The 18,296-nt window shown below is 50.5% G+C and carries 16 protein-coding genes; 9 read left to right on the top strand and 7 right to left on the bottom strand.

Going from position 1 to position 18,296, the window contains the following annotated elements; all coding sequences use genetic code 11:
- The first annotated feature begins 17 nt into the window (after positions 1–17).
- From B157_RS35970 to B157_RS0124565, 5 genes are all read left to right on the top strand, one after another.
- Positions 18–350: a GxxExxY protein gene (locus B157_RS35970; RefSeq protein WP_342664713.1), complete on the top strand. Its 333-nt coding sequence runs from the start codon at positions 18–20 to the stop codon at positions 348–350.
- 86 nt (positions 351–436) lie between these two features.
- Positions 437–1,294, top strand: a complete 858-nt coding sequence (locus B157_RS0124580; RefSeq protein WP_020605970.1) for a prephenate dehydrogenase — start codon at positions 437–439, stop codon at positions 1,292–1,294.
- Positions 1,295–1,330: 36 nt separating this feature from the next.
- Positions 1,331–1,501: a hypothetical protein gene (locus B157_RS38525; RefSeq protein WP_020605969.1), complete on the top strand. Its 171-nt coding sequence runs from the start codon at positions 1,331–1,333 to the stop codon at positions 1,499–1,501.
- Positions 1,501–1,803: a type II toxin-antitoxin system RelE/ParE family toxin gene (locus B157_RS0124570; RefSeq protein ID WP_020605968.1), complete on the top strand. Its 303-nt coding sequence runs from the start codon at positions 1,501–1,503 to the stop codon at positions 1,801–1,803. The genes B157_RS38525 and B157_RS0124570 overlap by 1 nt, the downstream gene beginning before the upstream one ends.
- A 160-nt stretch (positions 1,804–1,963) precedes the next feature.
- Positions 1,964–2,827 carry an aldo/keto reductase gene (locus B157_RS0124565; RefSeq protein ID WP_020605967.1) on the top strand — a complete coding sequence of 288 codons (864 nt, stop codon included), beginning with the start codon at positions 1,964–1,966 and terminating at the stop codon, positions 2,825–2,827.
- A 91-nt stretch (positions 2,828–2,918) separates the two neighbouring features.
- Here the strand turns inward: B157_RS0124565 and B157_RS0124560 are convergent, their stop codons facing one another.
- Positions 2,919–3,368: a ferritin-like domain-containing protein gene (locus tag B157_RS0124560; RefSeq protein ID WP_020605966.1), complete on the bottom strand. Its 450-nt coding sequence runs from the start codon at positions 3,366–3,368 to the stop codon at positions 2,919–2,921.
- 91 nt (positions 3,369–3,459) lie between these two features.
- Positions 3,460–4,896 carry a hypothetical protein gene (locus B157_RS0124555; protein WP_026308951.1) on the bottom strand — a complete coding sequence of 479 codons (1,437 nt, stop codon included), beginning with the start codon at positions 4,894–4,896 and terminating at the stop codon, positions 3,460–3,462.
- A gap of 364 nt (positions 4,897–5,260) precedes the next feature.
- On the opposite strand from B157_RS0124555, the gene carB reads away from it, so the two are divergent.
- Entirely contained in the window at positions 5,261–8,152 is a 2,892-nt protein-coding gene (gene carB / locus B157_RS0124550) for a carbamoyl-phosphate synthase large subunit (RefSeq protein ID WP_020605964.1), read from the top strand.
- 131 nt (positions 8,153–8,283) lie between these two features.
- Entirely contained in the window at positions 8,284–8,493 is a 210-nt protein-coding gene (locus tag B157_RS0124545) for a hypothetical protein (RefSeq protein ID WP_020605963.1), read from the top strand.
- Between the two features lie 97 nt (positions 8,494–8,590).
- On the opposite strand, the gene treY is transcribed toward B157_RS0124545, so the two are convergent.
- From treY to B157_RS0124520, 5 genes are all read right to left on the bottom strand, one after another.
- Entirely contained in the window at positions 8,591–11,293 is a 2,703-nt protein-coding gene (gene treY / locus B157_RS0124540) for a malto-oligosyltrehalose synthase (protein ID WP_020605962.1), read from the bottom strand.
- Between the two features lies 1 nt (position 11,294).
- Complete coding sequence (treZ, locus tag B157_RS0124535; protein WP_020605961.1) at positions 11,295–13,151, bottom strand: malto-oligosyltrehalose trehalohydrolase; 1,857 nt, start codon at positions 13,149–13,151, stop codon at positions 11,295–11,297.
- A gap of 89 nt (positions 13,152–13,240) precedes the next feature.
- Positions 13,241–15,214 (bottom strand): sensor histidine kinase, encoded by a 1,974-nt coding sequence (locus B157_RS0124530; protein ID WP_245565245.1) that lies wholly within the window; start codon positions 15,212–15,214, stop codon positions 13,241–13,243.
- Positions 15,215–15,332: 118 nt separating this feature from the next.
- On the bottom strand, positions 15,333–16,745 hold the full coding sequence (locus B157_RS0124525; RefSeq protein ID WP_020605959.1) for a Gfo/Idh/MocA family protein: 1,413 nt from the start codon (positions 16,743–16,745) through the stop codon (positions 15,333–15,335).
- A gap of 94 nt (positions 16,746–16,839) precedes the next feature.
- A complete protein-coding gene (locus tag B157_RS0124520) occupies positions 16,840–17,136 on the bottom strand; it encodes an SCP2 sterol-binding domain-containing protein (RefSeq protein WP_020605958.1) in 297 nt (98 codons plus the stop codon).
- Between the two features lie 67 nt (positions 17,137–17,203).
- On the opposite strand from B157_RS0124520, the gene B157_RS0124515 reads away from it, so the two are divergent.
- A complete protein-coding gene (locus B157_RS0124515; RefSeq protein WP_020605957.1) occupies positions 17,204–17,656 on the top strand; it encodes a hypothetical protein in 453 nt (150 codons plus the stop codon).
- A 178-nt stretch (positions 17,657–17,834) separates the two neighbouring features.
- Positions 17,835–18,290, top strand: a complete 456-nt coding sequence (locus tag B157_RS0124510; protein ID WP_026308950.1) for a DUF2147 domain-containing protein — start codon at positions 17,835–17,837, stop codon at positions 18,288–18,290.
- The last annotated feature ends 6 nt before the right edge of the window (positions 18,291–18,296 follow it).

Genomic DNA, 18,296 nt, shown 5'->3' with positions numbered 1-18,296 from the left:
GCATCGTATGCTTGGCAATGGTTTTCAGCCGGGCCGCCGGTGCGAAGGTTGTTTACCAGCGGGCCTTGGCCGTCGAATTGGAACTAAACGGTATCCGTTTCGCTCGTGAGTTTGAAATGCCTATTTTTTACAAAAAAGTGCAGATTGGAACAAGACGAGTCGATTTTCTGATTGAAGATACTTTGTCTGTTGAGTTAAAGGCCGTGATTGCTTTGGATAATTCAAATTTGGCTCAGGGAAAAAATTACCTAGAAGCGTATAATCTACAAACTGGACTACTAATCAACTTTGGCTCAATGAGCCTAGAGTTCAAACGTTTATTCAACAACAAGTATAGGCACGATAAATAGACAACCCATTCATTGCCCCCCCGCAGGCTGTTTCAATTTCGCACTATCCTGTAAATCTTTAAAATCCTGTTAAAATCCCGGTTAAGATGACTATTTCCATTATTGGTGTTGGCCTCCTCGGCGGCTCATTTGCCCTCTCCGTTCGCGAAAAGTATCCAAAAATGCGCTTCATCGGTGTCGATGCGTCGCCCGTAAATGGACAACTGGCTCTGGCAAAAGGTATTGTGGATGAGGTGATGCCACTTCCGGAAGCCGTTGCGCAGAGTACGCTGGTTGTCATGGCCACGCCCGTCAATATCATCATTAATCTGCTGCCTACGGTATTGGACCACCTGCCGCCGGGTGCCACCGTGCTGGATTTAGGTTCCACCAAAGAAACAATCTGTGCCCTAGCGGATGCCCATCCCAAGCGGGCGCAGTTTGTGGCGGCCCACCCCATGGCCGGTACCGAAAACTCAGGCCCCGGAGCCGCTTTCCGGGAGTTGTTGCCCGGCAAAAACCTAATCATCTGCGCCCGCGAGAAAAGCCTGCCCGATTCCGTAACCCTGGCTGAAAGCCTGTTCCGGGATATTGGGATGAAACTGTTTTACATGACCCCGCAGGAGCATGACCTGCACCTGGCGTATGTATCGCACCTGAGCCATATCAGCGCGTTTGCCCTGGGCTTAACGGTACTGGAAAAAGAAAAAGATCAACAAACCATTTTCGATATGGCCAGCACGGGCTTCAGCTCGACGGTGCGACTGGCCAAAAGTTCTCCGCAGATGTGGGCACCTATCTTCGATCAGAACCGGACAAATGTTTCCAAGGCGCTCACGGCTTACATTGAGTTCCTGCAACAATTCAAGCAGGTAATAGATAATCAGGACGTGGCAACTTCCCTGGAATTCATGCAGCGCGCCAACGTGATCCGGCGAGTGCTGGACGGTATCGAGAAGCGGTAAAATTTGTATATTTGAGAAGTAAAAACGCCTAATGACATGACAAAAACTGTTGTTCAGGAATCACTGGCAACGATGCCGGATGAATTTCCGGTCGAAGCCCTTATTGAACGCCTACTGTTCATTCAGAACGTGCAGGAAGGACTGGCACAGTCGGAGCGGGGCGAAACCGTTTCTATCGAAGAAGTCAAACAACGGCTACGCCGATAATGCGCATCTCGTTCACAAACCGGGCTATTGATGATCTCGATGCCATTAACGAGTATCATTCGCTCTATTCACCTGCTTACGCCGACCATCTTATCGACTCTATTATCGCTAAAGTTGAGCGGCTAACGCGATTCCCGGAAATGGGTCGAAAAGTACCGGAGTTTGACTTATCGTATTTGCGTGAATTGATCCAGAACAATTACCGAATCGTTTATAAGATTGTCAGCGACGGACAAATTGACATCATTACAGTCCAGCATAGTTCGCGGGATATGAGCGAACGATTTTTCGACGGAGCATAAACCGCTTGACTTACCTGGCAATGGGTGCTGGATGGTATCGAGAAGCGGTAAAGGCAAAACTTAACACGTCTTAGCATACAAAAGCGGGTTTCTGTTTGTTAATAGAACTGCGTAGCGGGGTACAGGACCCCGCTACTTACGGATTCAATCAAAAACACGTATGCAAGCTACTGAACAACAACCCGCTAAAGCTGCCGGTACGATTACCCTCGGCGACATGACCGTTAACCGGATGAGTTATGGAGCCATGCGCCTGACTGGCGATGGCATTTGGGGCCCCCCAAAAGACCACGATGAAGCCATTCGTGTGCTCAAACGCTGCCTGGATTTGGGCATAAACTTTATCGACACTGCCGATAGTTATGGCCCTTATGTTTCAGAAGAACTCATCGCCGAAGCACTCTACCCTTACCCAACTGGTCTGGTTATCGGGACTAAAGGTGCCCTACTGCGTACTGGCCCCAACCAATGGCCGGTTGACGGAAGTCGGAAACACCTGGAAGAAGCCCTCAATGGTAGCCTGAAACGACTGAAACTAAACCAGATTGACCTGTATCAACTGCACCGGTTCGATACGCAGGTACCTACGGACGAGTATCTTGGTTTTTTGAAGGAAGCCCAGGAAGCGGGGAAAATCCGGCACATTGGTTTATCGGAAGTCAGTATCGACCAGATCGAGGAAGCCAAGAAATACTTCGAGGTCGTATCGGTACAGAACATGTACAATTTTGGCGAGCAGAAGTGGAATGATGTGCTGAAATACTGCGAACAGAATAATATAGCCTTTATTCCCTGGTTCCCGCTGAATGCCGGTAACGTAAGTGCCGAAGAAGCGATTAAAAAAGTAGCAGCCCGGCATGATGCCACCGATTACCAGATTGCACTGGCCTGGCTACTGGCGGCATCACCCGTTATGTTGCCTATTGCCGGTACATCGTCGGTAAAGCACCTGGAAGAAAACGTCCAGGCCGCCACCATTAAACTTACCGACGAGGATTTCCAGGATATGCCACTACCGAAGTAATCTTTTCATTCTGGTACAAAACGAACCGGGGGCTGATACACCATTCTACTGGTGTCAACCCCCGGTTCGTTTATGTGCTGGGACGCTAAAATTAAGCCGCCATCGACTTAATTTTAGCGTGACTCACTTTCAGTTCTGTTAGCTGCTTTTCCAGATCCTCTTTGATATAGGCAGGTATTTTATCGTTTTCGATAGCATCCTCATACGCTTCTACGGCGGCACTTTCGCCAAATTCAACCGAACTCAAAACAGAATCGCGGTCTTTGCCGGTCAGTGCCGATTTGATGTCGATCCAGGCCCGGTGCAGTTTGCTCGTTGTATCCGTAGAGGTTACATCGGAAACGGCCAGTCCATCAATTCGTACAATGTGCTCTGCCAGTTGGCTACGGAAATTCTGACTTTGAATGACGTAATGCCGAAACAGGTCATCTAGCTGAGGGTCTTCGTTGTCTTCGATGGCTTTCTCATAGCCCTGCATCCGGTCATTGTTAATTTTTACCAGATCGTTCAAATCGTCGACAATTTCTTTATTCGTAATCATAATGGTTGAGATTCGTTTGGTTGAAAAACTAAACGTATAACTCAGGGGAAAACGAATTGTTTGGGGGGAACCATTTCAAAAAGTCTGTTTCCTACTTCGATGCCGTTACACCCCGAAGGCGGAGCACAGACCCTTTCTCAAACTGGTTCTGGCTACTGGGGCTTTTCAACGACAGTTGCGTAATAACCCCGTTCCAACCGCTTAGCTGGCTGGTATTTATTTCGTAGGTACGGTACTGTCCATCGCCCACAATGGGGAAATCAACGTACCGATCCGGTATATCAAAAAAATCTACCTCGTCTGCTTTCCGCCAGGAGAGACGGGCAACCGTCCCTTTAGTCAGGAAGGCAGCATCTATATAAATTTTTGACACATTAGTCGACTGCCAGAACGAGAGCGGGCTAATGACCCGAAAATCATTCCTTGTCGAATCTGCCCTGTACCACCGGACTACCATCTCCCCCCGCACGGGCCATCCCTGGTCGCGGGTGTTGGCGAAATACCAACCCAGCCGGTCATTGGCAAACTTGTAGGTGGGGCCCGCAGGCGGACGGGGTTGTGCGTAGGCAAACTGCCGGATATCGGTCAGGCTACCAACCACCAGCGTGTACTCAAACTCATGAACTCCGTTGTGGTCGATGAGCAGAAAGGGCTGGCTGTTAATGTAGCCAGAAGACACATCAAATTCACCGCCCGACCGGGGGTTGGTACCAAAACCCGCCGAAGCGAAACGAACTTCATTAGGCTTATAGATGCCCACACCCCGTCCATCGACATTCAGCAACGCAATCCAATTTTCGCTGCCAAACCGATTTATAACATCCCGGTCAGTAAATTCGGATAGGGCATCATTCGTGAAGGGCTTAGCACCACCATACGTAACAAAGCGGTAATAGGGGCCATTCAGGTACACACAGGGGGCCTCCTGCGTTCGGGATTCATACTGCGTAGTGTCGGCCCGGTTCACGGTAAGCCGGCAGCGAACATGAATGGTATTGCCTTTCAGTTCCATCCAGTGTTCGAAAACACAGTCGGCGGGTTCGTTGAATAAGGGCCAGATTAGGGGAATCGTTTTAACGTAAATAGTATTCTGCGTCTGCTGGTAACTAACAATCTCGGATGGATGGTTGTAAAAATCACCCGTCTGAACGGGGTTCCATCCCAGATTCCGCCACTCGTAAACAGGCTGCTTTCCGTTTACAACGTAAGGGTAAGGTCCGGCATAGAGCGACGTCTGAATTTGCCGTCCAAGGTCATTATTGTTGACCATGTTTACGGTAGTACCAGCCTCCGACAGGTACGTTATGGCACCACCCGCGTTGAGGTCGATGCCGACACGAATCTTGTCATTGTCCAGATACAGTCGTTTTTGGGCGGAAGGCTGAGCCTGACTGGGCAACCCGCCCGATGGCGGATTAGGGACAATAGGTGCCTTGTAAGGGTCTGTGGACGGGTAGTCGCGAACGCACGTAACGGCCAGACAGCTAACCACAACGCACACGAGCAATAATGGGTAAGGACGAATCATAAGCGCAGAGAGTACAACAATACAATAACCAAAAATAGGGCTATATCGAGCCTTTTACAATAACCCTTTATCCTCTAACGGTTAAATTAATGGTTTCCGTTTAAGAAACACGCCAATCCAATGACCCGATAATTCACTACAGGAATAAACTTCATTAGACGCAGTAATCGCTGCTCAACATTCCCGTAAGGCCAATAATCCTGATTATCCCGTTTTATTCTGTCATTCTCCTTTTTCCTTCCCTGACAAAATCCTAATTTTGCAGGATTTTTGACCACCTCAAAGCCTGTCGACTATCCGTTATTGCGCTCAAACTACTAGTGTTATTCGGGACCGCCCGTGCGGTTCATTGTCCCGTTGAAAAATGCCTAAAAACACGAATATCCGTTCCGTTCTGATTATTGGCTCCGGCCCCATTGTTATCGGGCAAGCCTGTGAGTTCGATTATGCCGGCTCCCAGGCCGCCCGCTCTATTCGGGAGGAAGGTATCGAAGTAGCGTTGATTAATTCCAACCCGGCCACCATCATGACCGACCCTATCAACGCCGACTACGTTTACCTGCTGCCGCTGGAAAAGAAATCCATCGTCGAAATCCTGAAAAAACACCAGGAAATGGGGCGTCCTATCGACGCAATTCTCCCAACGATGGGCGGCCAAACGGCCCTTAACCTGGCCATCGACTGCGAGAAGGCGGGTATCTGGGCGAAGTACAACGTGCAGATTATCGGGGTGGACATCAAAGCGATTGAAACGACCGAAGACCGCGAAAAATTCCGGTTGCTAATGCTCCAGCTTGGCGCCGGCGTTTGCAAAGGCCGCACAGCCCGTTCGTTCCTGGAAGGAAAAGAAATTGCGCAGGAAATTGGCTTCCCGCTTGTAATCCGACCATCGTTTACGCTCGGTGGTACGGGGGGCGGATTCGTAAATACACCCGAAGAATTTGATAACGCGCTTACGCATGGCTTACACGCATCGCCGGTGCATGAGGTACTGGTAGAGCAAAGCGTAATGGGGTGGAAAGAATATGAACTGGAACTGTTGCGCGACAACAACGGCAACTTTATCATCATCTGCTCCATCGAGAACTTCGACCCGATGGGTATCCATACCGGCGACAGTATTACAGTGGCTCCGGCTATGACCCTGCCCGACACGCTTTACCAGAAAATGCGCGATTTATCCATTACCGTGATGAGTGGTATCGGGCAATTTGCCGGTGGGTGCAACATTCAGTTCTCGGTCAACCCGCAAACTGACGATATTATTGTTATTGAGGTAAATCCCCGCGTGAGCCGGTCATCGGCGCTGGCCTCCAAAGCAACGGGCTATCCCATTGCTAAGATTGCGGCTAAAATGGCGGTCGGGTATAACCTCGATGAGTTGATGAATCCCATTACGGGCACCACGTCGGCCTTTTTTGAACCAGCTATCGACTATGTTATCGTGAAAGTGCCCCGCTGGAACTTCGATAAGTTTCCGGGTGCAGACCGCTCTCTGGGCTTGCAGATGAAGTCGGTTGGCGAAGCGATGGGCATTGGCCGAAATTTTCAGGAAGCGCTGCAAAAAGCCTGTCAGAGTCTCGAAATCCGGCGCAACGGGCTGGGTGCCGATGGTCGGGAACTGACCGACCGCGTGGCCCTGACTGAGAGCCTGCAACACCCAAGCTGGAACCGGTTATTTCATATTTACGATGCGTTTAAGGCGGGGATGTCGTTTCGCACTATTCAGCAGCTCACCCGGATTGACCCCTGGTTTTTGCACCAGATTGAGGAACTGATTGAACTGGAGCGCGAAATTCAGCAATACGACCTGGAAGATCTCCCCCCCGAACTCCTGCGCATTGCCAAGCAAAAAGGGTACGCCGACCGGCAGCTGGCGCATTTGCTTCAGGTCAAAGAGAGCAAGATTTATAACTTCCGGCAGGACCACAACATCCGGCGGGTTTTCAAGTGCGTGGATACCTGCGCGGCTGAATTTGAAGCCCAAACACCTTACTATTACTCGACCTTCAATAACCAGTTGCCCATTACGCAGGATCGGCCCGAACCCGTTTCTGACCTGCCCGGTAATGAGTCGATACGAAGCAACCGCAAAAAGGTTGTTGTACTGGGTTCGGGGCCAAACCGCATTGGGCAGGGTATCGAATTCGACTACTCCTGTGTACACGGCGTGCTGGCGGCTAAAGAAGCGGGTTATGAAACCATCATGATTAACTGCAATCCGGAAACAGTTTCTACCGACCCCGACATTGCGGATAAACTGTATTTCGAGCCGGTATTCTGGGAACATGTTCATGCCATAATCATGCACGAACAGCCAGAAGGGGTCATTGTGCAGCTAGGTGGTCAGACGGCCCTGAAAATGGCGGAAAAATTAACTCGTTACGGTATCAAAATCATTGGTACGAGTTGGGATGCGCTCGACCTTGCCGAAGACCGGGGCCGTTTTTCGGGCCTGTTGCGCGATCTGAATATTCCATACCCAAAATTCGGTACCGTAAGGGAATCCGAAGGGGCCATTGAATTGTCGCGGGAGTTGGGCTTCCCGTTACTGGTTCGCCCAAGCTACGTGCTTGGTGGACAAAGCATGAAAATCGTGATTAACGAGCAGGAACTGGAGCAACACGTGATGAAGATTTTGCAGGACATCCCTGACAATAACATCCTGCTCGATCACTTCCTGGAAAATGCCATTGAAGCCGAAGCCGACGCCATCTGCGACGGTGAAGATGTGTACATCATTGGCATCATGGAGCACATCGAACCAGCGGGTATCCACTCCGGCGATTCATACGCCGTTCTGCCCACTTTCGATTTGAGCGATGATGTGATCCGTCAAATTGAGGAACATACCAAAAAGATTGCCGTTGCCCTGAAAACCGTCGGGCTGATCAACATTCAGTTTGCTATTAAGAACGATGCGGATGGCAAACCCATAGTGTATATCATCGAAGCCAACCCACGGGCCAGCCGTACGGTTCCGTTCATCTGCAAAGCCTACCAGGAACCGTATGTCAACTACGCTACGAAGGTGATGCTGGGCGACAAGAAAGTGAAGGATTTCGATTTCAAGCCCGTCAAAAAAGGGTATGCGATCAAGATTCCGGTTTTCTCATTCAACAAGTTCCCGAAAGTGAACAAGGAGCTCGGCCCGGAAATGAAATCGACCGGAGAGGGTATCTATTTCATCGACGACCTGACCGACGATTATTTCCAGAAGGTCTATTCCGAGCGGAATCTCTACCTGAGCCGGTAACGCGACGGAACTCCGCTGAAACCTTATATCGAAAACCGTTGTGCCATTCTATGGAAGTGTGGCACAACGGTTTTATTGGTATTTGCGTTTAGAAAGTAGATATTCATGTCGGACCAGGAAGAGATATAGCGATGACGGTTGTAACGGTTGAATTGGAGGATAAAGTCTTTCGGGATTTGGAGGAAATATCCGGCACGGTTAACCTGCCATCCGACCAGATGATTAGCCGAATTGTGAAGAACTACCTACACATTGAAAAGTTGAATAAACTTCGGCAGGAACTCAAAGGAACTGCCGAAGCGGCTGGTTTTTTATCGGAAGAAGATGTTTATCTGTTTTGACCGGGCTGGCGTATCGGTGGAATCTGTATTCGAGCCGATAAGTAATAAATCCTTCCCTGAGCCAGCCATTTAAATGGCTGGCTCAGGGAAGGATTTATTACACCAGGCGCAACAGCGCGACCGGTATTTGTTCCAAAACCTTCTGTACCGAAACATCCTTTCCACTGCCAGTTGCGCCGGTCAGCTGGTTCGTCCAGGTTGCTGGTGCTTTGTCGGGCAGCACAATTCGGGTCTTTTTCCAGTCGAGCGAACGGATGTCGGTACCCTGTTGGCGGCAAAGTTGTGCCGTGTGCAACGGGGTAATAACTACATGCCAGTCCTGCTCGTGCTGCCGGGCGAAAGCGATGATGTGTTTGGCATGATCACCTTCAACGGCCAGGGGGATATACTGCCCTTTGGCAAATAGAATTGGGTTCTGTTGCCGCTCCCGCAGGAGTTGGTGAGTCAGCCAGAATTTTACGCGTCCATCGAAGCGGTTTTGCCAGAGTTCGTCCAGACGATCTGCTGCCACTTCTCCGGCAAATTCATCCAGACACTGTTGTCGTTTCTCATAGTCAACCGGTCGGCGGTTGTCGGGATCAACCAGGCTCAGGTCCCAGCCTTCGCTTCCCTGATACACATCGGGAACGCCGGGGCAGGTAAGTTTCAGGAGTACCTGCGCCAGCGAATTAACCACACCAAAATCGGCTATTTCCCGCTGGAATACCTGAAACCGCGCCCAGAAGGGGCTTTTCTTGTCCAGTACGTAGTCGGTAAAGGTCCGAATATCCGCGTGGTAGCCTTCATCAATGACCCAACTGGTCGTATGCCGCTTGGCTTCCTGCAACGCTTTCTCCAGATACAGACGGAACCGGTTCGAAAAATCGTCCTCATCCTGCCCCGGCATGGGGTACGCCCCCAGCAGATTCTGGTAAATCAGGTATTCATCGTTGTAATCCAACTCTCCCCTGACCGAACTGGTCATTTCCTGCCAGCGCGCCACTTCCGGCAGCCACTCATCGGCCAGATCCGTCAGTACGTTGAGTCGCGCCCGCACATCTTCGCCCCGTTTGGTATCATGAGTGGCCGTTGTGTTCTGAGCCAGCGGCCAGTGCTGTTGCCGGGATTGCATAGCCCGGTGAAACGCATCAACAGACATGCCGAACCGCTCCGGCGAGTCGCCCACCTCGTTATGCCCTACAAAACTATTGTAGGTGTACATAAGCGTATCTTCCACGCCTTTGGCCATCAGCGGTCCTGAAAACTGCATCAGTCGCTGGTAGAAACGAAGTGCCCGCTCGTTGTAATCCGCGTCGGCCACCGGGGGTTTGGTAATCAGGGCTATTTCCAGCACATTCACTGCCGTTTCAATGGCAGGGTTGTTTTGCCGAATGTTTTTAAGCAGTCTACGGATAACGGTAGCTTCCTCGTCCGGCAATGGAAACTGGTTGCCGTAATACCGATAAACGGGGCACTCGACCAACAGTTCGCCAATGGCAAATTTCAGTTCACCCGCCTTCAGGACTTCTACGTCCGGCTCATCGGCCAGATTCATCGCCAGAAAATAGTGGTACAGATTATCGAGTTCACCGCCCATGTATTGCGCCAGAAAGTACGACTTCCGATACCGGATGCGGTCGTGCAGGGACGTATCCGACCCAATTAGCTGATGGTAAAAATCCACGAATACCTTTTCGCTATCGCCGTTGGTCAGCAGGTTGTTTACCATCGCCAGGAAATCGTAGCCCGATGTCCCTTCTATCGGCCATGATTCGGGTAGGTCTTCATTGTCGTGCAGGATTTTCTCAACGACGATGTAAGTTTCTTCCCCAACCAGGTTTCGCAGTTGTTGCAGGTACTGAGTCGGGTCGAACAGCCCATCGACATGGTCGATGCGCAGGCCCTGAAAAACGGACTCATTGACCAGCTTTTTCGTCAGGGAATGCACATGCTCAAAAGTCATTTCGTCGCGCATGTTCAGGCAAATCAAACCATTGATCGTAAAGAAACGGCGGTAGTTCATTTCCTGACGGGACTCCGGCTCGGTGCAGAACCGATAGTGCTGTTCATCGACAATCGGGCGCAACTGGGTCAAATCGGCATTAAGAACCCGCAAACAATCCATTACGTATTCGCCAATCGATGGCGTCTTAACCAGTGATGCCAGTTGCAGCCGTAGTTCATCCCAGGCAAGGGCGTACTCTTCCGGCTCATCAGTGTATTGAAGTTGATCGAGTTCCGTCAGCAGTTGTTTTATGGCATCATTTCGCGGAGTGGCCGTAGCCTGTAAAACCGCCGTGTATGAAGTTGGCTTTACCGGTAGTACGTTTCCGCTTACTTTCAACACGAAGCGGGCGTCTTCGTAGTCAATGGTCAGTTTACCATCCTGCATCGTCTCATCCAGCGATTCTGGCAGAAAGGGTGCCATGATGCGGCCATGAAAGAACGAACTGGACAAGGATGTTTCAAAAAACTGGCGGAATCGTGAATACATCCCCTTTTCCAGGACATCCATCAGCCAGACATTGTCAGGATGGTAGGCCATGTGGTTGGGCACAATGTCCTGCAACCAGCCCATGCCCGATTCCTGCAACTGTTGGCTGATAGCACTCAGTTGTTCCTGCGTGCCTATCTCCGGATTGATGCGGGTGGGATCGACATTGTCGTAACCATGCGAACTCTCGGGAGTTGCCGCAAAAATGGGCGAAGCATAAACAGTGGTGATGCCTAGCTTTTGCAGGTAAGGCAACAGGGCAGCCAGATGGGTAAGCGTAAAGTCTTTATTGAACTGAAAGCGATATGTAGAAATCGGATTATACATCTTATTTGTTTGTGTAGATCAGAATTGATTCGGGCTGGACGCTAACATGTTCGTGGTTACTGGCCACAACCGCAGGAGCAGCCGCCGGTCCATTCCATTGAGGATCGGCCGAATCGAGCAGTTTATGCCAGGGCCGCTCACCAGCGGGCAGCGTAAGTAACTGGATTTCTTTCGAGAAATTCATCAGACAAACCACTGTCTCTTCCTGCTGACCTGCCAGCTCGCCTGCGTGTTGACGAAGAAGCGTCAGTGTTGCCCGTTCTTCATCCACTACCACCGCTACCGACTCGCGGTTGGGGTGACGTAATGACGACTGTTTACGTAGGGCCAGCAAGGTTTGGTAATAACGAAAAATGGTCTGGTGCGGCTCCTGTGTTACGCGTGACCAGTTTAGCTTAGAGCGTTCAAATGTTTCTGCGGCCTGCGGGTCGGGGGCGGCAAACGGCCCGTGAAAATCGGCAAATTCCCGTCTGCGCCCCTGCCGAACGGCCTCAATGAGGGGCAAGTCGGAATGGCTCACAAAGTACATGAACGGGTTTAACTCGCCCCATTCCTCGCCCATAAATAGCATGGGCAGATAGGGACTGCTGATAACGGCGCCCGCCATCAGTTTCTTCATTTCCGGACTTACTAACTGGCTTGGCCGTTCGCCCAGCATCCGGTTACCGATCTGGTCATGGTTCTGGCTGAAAACCACGAACTGCCGCCCCGCATGCCCCGCCGTCGATTTCCCGGCAATTCGGGCACGCGGGTGCATCGTTGTTCCATCATACACATACGCATCCCTGTAGGCTTTCGCCAAATGCTGGATGCCATTATAGTCGGCGTAGTACCCGTTTCGTTCGCCCCCAGCCGTAACGCGCAGGGCGTGGTGAAACTCATCATTCCACTGGGCATCCATACCGTACCCATCCCCGGCAATGGGCTTGATAAAGCGGGTCTCGTTCAAATCCGACTCCACAATCAGGTAATGTTGTTTGCCCGTAAGCGTCATCAATTCATCGACATACTCTTTTATTTCCCGTAGTAAATGCACCTCACTGGTATCACGAATGGCATGTACGGCATCCAGTCGGAGCGCGTCGATATGGAAGTCCCGAAACCACATCAGCACGTTTTCGATGAAGTACCGGCGCACGCTATCGCTGTAATCATCATCGAAGTTCAGGGCGTCGCCCCAGGGTGTCTGGTGTTTTGTGGTAAAATAAGGGCCAAAGTCAGACAGGTAATTCCCTTCCGGCCCCACATGGTTATAGACAACATCCAGCACTACGGCCAGGCCGCGCTGGTGGCAGGCATCCACTAATTTTTGCAGGCCAGCCGCTCCACCGTAGGAGTTCTGTACCGCATACGGACATACTCCATCGTAACCCCAGTTGCGCGTACCCGGAAACTGGGCTATCGGCATGATTTCGATGGCGTTGATTCCCAGTTCGACCAGGTAGTCCAATCGTTCTTCAATCCCGGCAAAGGTGCCCTCAGGCGAGAAAGTACCCGTATGGAGTTCATACATGAGGTAATCGTCCAGCGGTATGTTTTGCCAATCGGTATCCGACCAGACAAAAGCAGCGGTATCGACTACCTTCGAGGGGCCGTGTACACCCTCCGGTTGCGCCAGAGAAGCCGGGTCGGGCCGTTCGAGGGTATCGTTCAGTATAAATTTATAGGCATCGCCGGGCTGGAGCTGGTCGGTCGTTGTATGCCAGTAAGTACCGTCGTTTTGAAGCGGGATTTTCACATCCTGCTGGCAAAGATGCAGGACTACTGACTGGGCCATTGGCGCCCATACCCGCACGTTTGTGTGGTCTGGGTTATATGTAACACCCAGTGCTCGCTGATCAATAATTGCTCTGTTCATAGGGTCAATGATTGTATACACAACCAACCATTGCATGGATGTGTTAGTTGAAGGGGGCGAAAAAACTGTGTCGATTAATTACAATGAGCCTATACGGCTACCTCCACGGTGGTTCCATTGTCGGCGAAAATCCGAAATGTGCCGCCTAATTCCTGCGCTCGGGTCTTCATATTTTCAAGGCCGTAATGATGCGCCGAAACTGCGCCATTTACCCATGTAAAGCCTCGGCCATTGTCGCGTACCTGCAGGTTTATATGCCCCGATGCACTGACTTCCAACTGTACGTGGGCGGCTGTAGCCTGCGCGTGTTTGATCACGTTGGTAAGGGCTTCCTGCACAATGCGGAACAGGTTCAACACCTGAGTTGAGCTAAGCCGCTGGGTTTGTGAACCCGTTACCAGCACATCGACATGCAGGCCATCCGTATCATGAAAATAGCGGTTGATATACTGATTGAGCCGGTCCGAGAACTCTTCGACCGTGAAGCTCTCCTGGTGAATGGCCCAGATGGTTTCACGCAGCAGTTTAACGGCTTCGCGGGTATGGGTCACTATGGTACGCAACCGGCTGGCCCACTGTTTGCCATCCTTAATGGGCTGCTTTTCGGCCTGATCGCTGATGTGGGTGAGGTTGGTTACGATAAACGCCAGATGAGCACCCACGTTATCGTGCAAATCGCGGGCAATCCGTTCTTTTTCGATCAGCAGATTGTTTTTCAGGGCCAGGGTCTGCACCTCGGCTTCATAGGCCCGCTGTTGCTGAGCCGTGGTTGCTTTAATTAGTTGTTCGGTTAGGTCGCGGTCTATTTTGTACCGATAGGCAAGCCCGATAGTTAAAACCAGTACTTCAAATAAGGCCGCTGACGCGTAGTAGGCAAAGTTGGCAATGGGGTGGTAGGTAGGCAGCAAACCGAAGTTGGCGAAAACGAGGGCAAAATTCAACGAATAAAAGGGCAGGATAGCCACCAGGTACAGCAAGGCCTCCTGCACGCGATACCGCCGAACAATGTTGACGATAATATAAGTGACAATTACGGGTAAAGGCAACCAATAGAGTGAGGTGAATAGCCGAACCAAAATCAGTTCTGTAGTAGGAGTCAGGGGGAAAAACCACTCGGCCGTCAGAGAAATCAGGCATAGTATGCCTCCCCAGAGAACTACCTTTCCAACGGTATGCCATCGGTGAGAGGGGGTATTTTTCAGGTTTAGAAACGTCCGGACAAACGTTAACTGTGAATAGAAAAGAATGAGTGGAAACAGGAAATAAACATTCTGCCGGGGCATCCAGAATTGCGCCTGAAAAGCAAACTGATTCATGAAACCATCATTGATGAAGAAGAAACCCACTAACCCCAACAAACAGAAAATGTATTTTGAATAGATTCGATCGAACGTAGTAAAGAAGAAAATAAGGCTCATAAGGGCTACAAAAGCCAGCGTAAACAACACGCCACCCCAATACAAATAACTTTTCTGAACGGTGTAGGCATAAGCGGATTCCCGAACGAGGTCAACGGGAATGACCTGTGCTCCCCGGTGCTTGATAACCCGTAAATAAACCGTTACGGTTTGCCCGGCCGGAATGGTGAACGGGAACCAGAAATGCCGATGCGATATAATACGCTGATCGGCTGGGGTTTTCCAGCCAATAGTTCGCGATGTGGACAAGACCCGGTTCCGGGCATCGACCACAAAAAGCTGTAGTTCGTCGAAGCACCAGAAATCTATTTCGGTCAGCCAGTACTGTAACTGACCAGCGGGATTCTGAGCCCGAAATCGCAGCCAGATGGGTGCGGCTACTTTTGTGCCTGTAACAACGCCAAAGTTGGGAACGGGAGACGTAACCGGATTGAAAGCGACCCGGCCCGTCGGACTGAGTACATCGGTAAGGGTTCCGGTATGGGCAGAATCCAGCCAACAAGCCATTTTCCCTTCCAACGAAATATGCTCACTATGAGCAGACAAAACAACAGCAGGCTGCCTGCTCAACGGTTGTGCCGTGAGAGAGGTAACGAGTAGGGAACTGCTCAGGACGTATAAAATTCGTTGGTAGAGAAGTCTCATTAGGGGTCTGAGGTACCACTAATGTAAGAATTTATTCAGAACAAAGGATTAAACGAAGCACAGGAGCAACAAACGTTAATCACCTGCCTGGCAGCCTCTCCCCTGCCGGCTCTGCCCATTACAGCGTATAACCGCCGTTATACTGCCGCTTCACAAACTGGTTAGCGTAGTCAAAGTTGGTGATTTTCATGGTGTCGCCATCCCACAGGAGTTTTTTCCGACCGGGGAATTTTCCATTTTCATGGGCCAGATAAGAACGCGTAGCCAGATTTCCCATTAGAACCGTTTCCGTAAGCGGCCCCGACTGGTCGAAGGAGGAGGAGGTATAAGCACCATACCCCTGTTTGCAGGCTTTAACCCACTGCTGCTGGTGACCTTCTGTTTTGCCTTCTACCAGTGGTTTTTCGGGTGTTGGCAGGTCTTTATCGCCAAACTTCTCAACGGGAAACAGCTTGGGGTCATTACCGAACAGACCACCGGTCAGCATCCCTTTTGTCCCGATGAACAGCATACCACCATCGATACTGCGGAACATATCATCGTACGCGACGCCTTCGGGCAACGGTGGCCGGATACCGCCATCGAACCACGAAAACCTGATTTCTTTTACTTTTTTGTCTTCTGAAGGAAAAGTCAGATGAATGGCCGATGAGGGTGGGCAACTATCGTCAAAGAACGCTTCCTCAAAAAAGTCTTTATACACCGTACCAACGCTACACTCCACGGATGTGGGGTATTTTAGTTTCAGTGCGCGGAAGGGAACGTCCATAAAATGGCAGCCCATATCGCCGAGTGCTCCGGTACCAAAATCCCAGTAGCCACGCCAGCGGGTGGGCATGTAGGCTTCGTGGTACGGGCGGGTTGGAGCCGTACCGAGCCAGAGTGGCCAGTTTACTTCGGGTGGTACTGGCTGCGATTCACCTTTGTCCTTTGGCGAGGCAACTCCCTGTGGCCAAACCGGACGGTTAGTCCAGCAGTACACGGTATGCACATGCCCGATTAATTTATTCTGGATAGCCGTCTCGATAATTCGCGTCGCATCACCTGAGCTTCCCTGATTGCCCATCTGCGTCACGACCTTATACTTTTTTGCCGCTTCGGTCAGCATCCGGGCTTCGTAAATGTCGTGCGTCAGGGGTTTTTCCACATACACGTGTTTACCCAGTTGCATGGCCGCCATGGCAATGGGTGCGTGCATATGGTCGGGCGTGCTCACAATAACGGCGTCGAATGTTTTACCGGCTTTATCGAACATCTCGCGGTAATCCTGAAAATAGGGCGCATTCGGAAATTGGGCACGAAACTTCTTCGACTGCCGGTCGTCTACGTCGCACAGGGCCACAAAATTATCCGAACCGTTGTTGTAGGCCAGCCGAATATTGACATCGGCTTTCCCACCGCAGCCTACAGCGGCTATATTCAGTTTGTCGGAGGGGGCCACGTACCCTTTGCCGAGCACATGGCGTGGCACAATGTAAAACGCAGTAGCTGCAATGGCACTATTCTGGATAAATTTACGGCGCGAGGACATGGGTAATGAGCGGATTAGCGAATGAATGAATTAGTGAATGAAAGGCGTATGCACGGTCAATCTATTCATTCATTCGCTAATCCGCTCCTAATTTTCATCCCATGATGCTGCCCATCTTCATCGCAATTCCCATATTACCGTCGATTTTAAGTTTTTTCGTCATCACGGCCATCATGGGGTTGAGGTCGCCATTGCCCATTTTCACCAGATTATCGACAGTTATTTGCAAATCACAGTCGGCGGGTTTATCCTCGTTGGAGACCACCGCCGGCGATTGTTTGCCATCGATATACACAACGCCCTGGTCGGTTGTAATTTTCACGGTAGCGTTGATGTCATCTGCATGCGTAACTTTGTTTCTTATCTGCTCGGTTAATTCCTGCAAGGTCATTGGATTTGGCTTTTGTTGGTAGTACGAAAACTTAGCTGTGCAAATAAGGTTAATTCTCCCTAATTATATGCGTTCTCAGTTCTTAACCCTCCTCTGTATTCTCACCTTTCTTAGCTGTGCCTGGGGTCTGGCCGATGCTGTCGTGTCTTATTTTCAAACCAGCGCGGTCTCGGAAACGCCTTATGTGGCCGGCCAGCGGAAGAAGTCTGATACTGACAAGGAACCAAAGAAATACTTTGAAGACCGCTCATCGGGAGATGTTCCCTTACCGCCTGACCAGGTACAAGTACGCTTGCTGTCTATTGCTCAATTTGCGTATTCCTTATTAACCCTAATCGGCGCGATACTCATGTTTCGGTTGCGTCGGATTGGTTTTTGGGTGTACATAGCGGGCATTGTCACTGGCTTTGTGCTAACGGTTTCTCTGGCCGGCTTTGGTGCCCTGAACACTTCATTCGGGGTCTTTTTCAGCCTGATATTTGCGGGATTGTATTGGACTAACATCAAGGAAATGAGTTAGATAAAGCGACTAATAATAGCTCCTATCACTACCGCCGTCTGTGAATCATCCAGATACAGACATATATCATACGTTTCAGGAAGGGTTGCAGGGCTTAAACCCTGACTACCCTTTTTTAGTCTATATGATATCCTGCACTTTTCAGGGTAATTACTGAACAATTTGTTTAAACTACGTTATGAACTTAATACGCCCGGTCTCTTTCTTACTTGTAATTTGTTTTGGTTTGACTTCGATGGCCCCCAAAGCCGATGACCCCGATGCCATTTTGGGCAAGTGGCTCAGTTCAAAGAAGCGAAATCAGGTTCAGATTTATAAGCAGGGGAATAAATACAACGGCAAGCTGGTCTGGATGCTGGAACCAACAGAACCAAACTCGAACAAGCCTAAACTGGACGCTGAAAATCCCGATGAAAAATTACGTACCCGCCCCCTAATGGGCCTGGTCATTCTTACTGATCTGACTTATAAGGGAAACGGCGTTTGGGGCGATGGTAATATTTATAATCCCGAAGATGGCAAGACGTACGGCTGTGAAGTTACGCTCAGTAACCAAAACACGCTGGATATGCGTGGCTACGTAATGGGCATGCCTTTCCTGGGTAAAACCAAAACGTGGACCCGGGTACGGTAAAACCGC

Origin of the sequence: Spirosoma spitsbergense DSM 19989, assembly GCF_000374085.1 — a bacterium.
GTDB lineage: Bacteria > Bacteroidota > Bacteroidia > Cytophagales > Spirosomataceae > Spirosoma > Spirosoma spitsbergense.
Note: the sequence above shows the minus strand (reverse complement) of the source record. Positions and strands in the feature narration are given on the sequence as shown.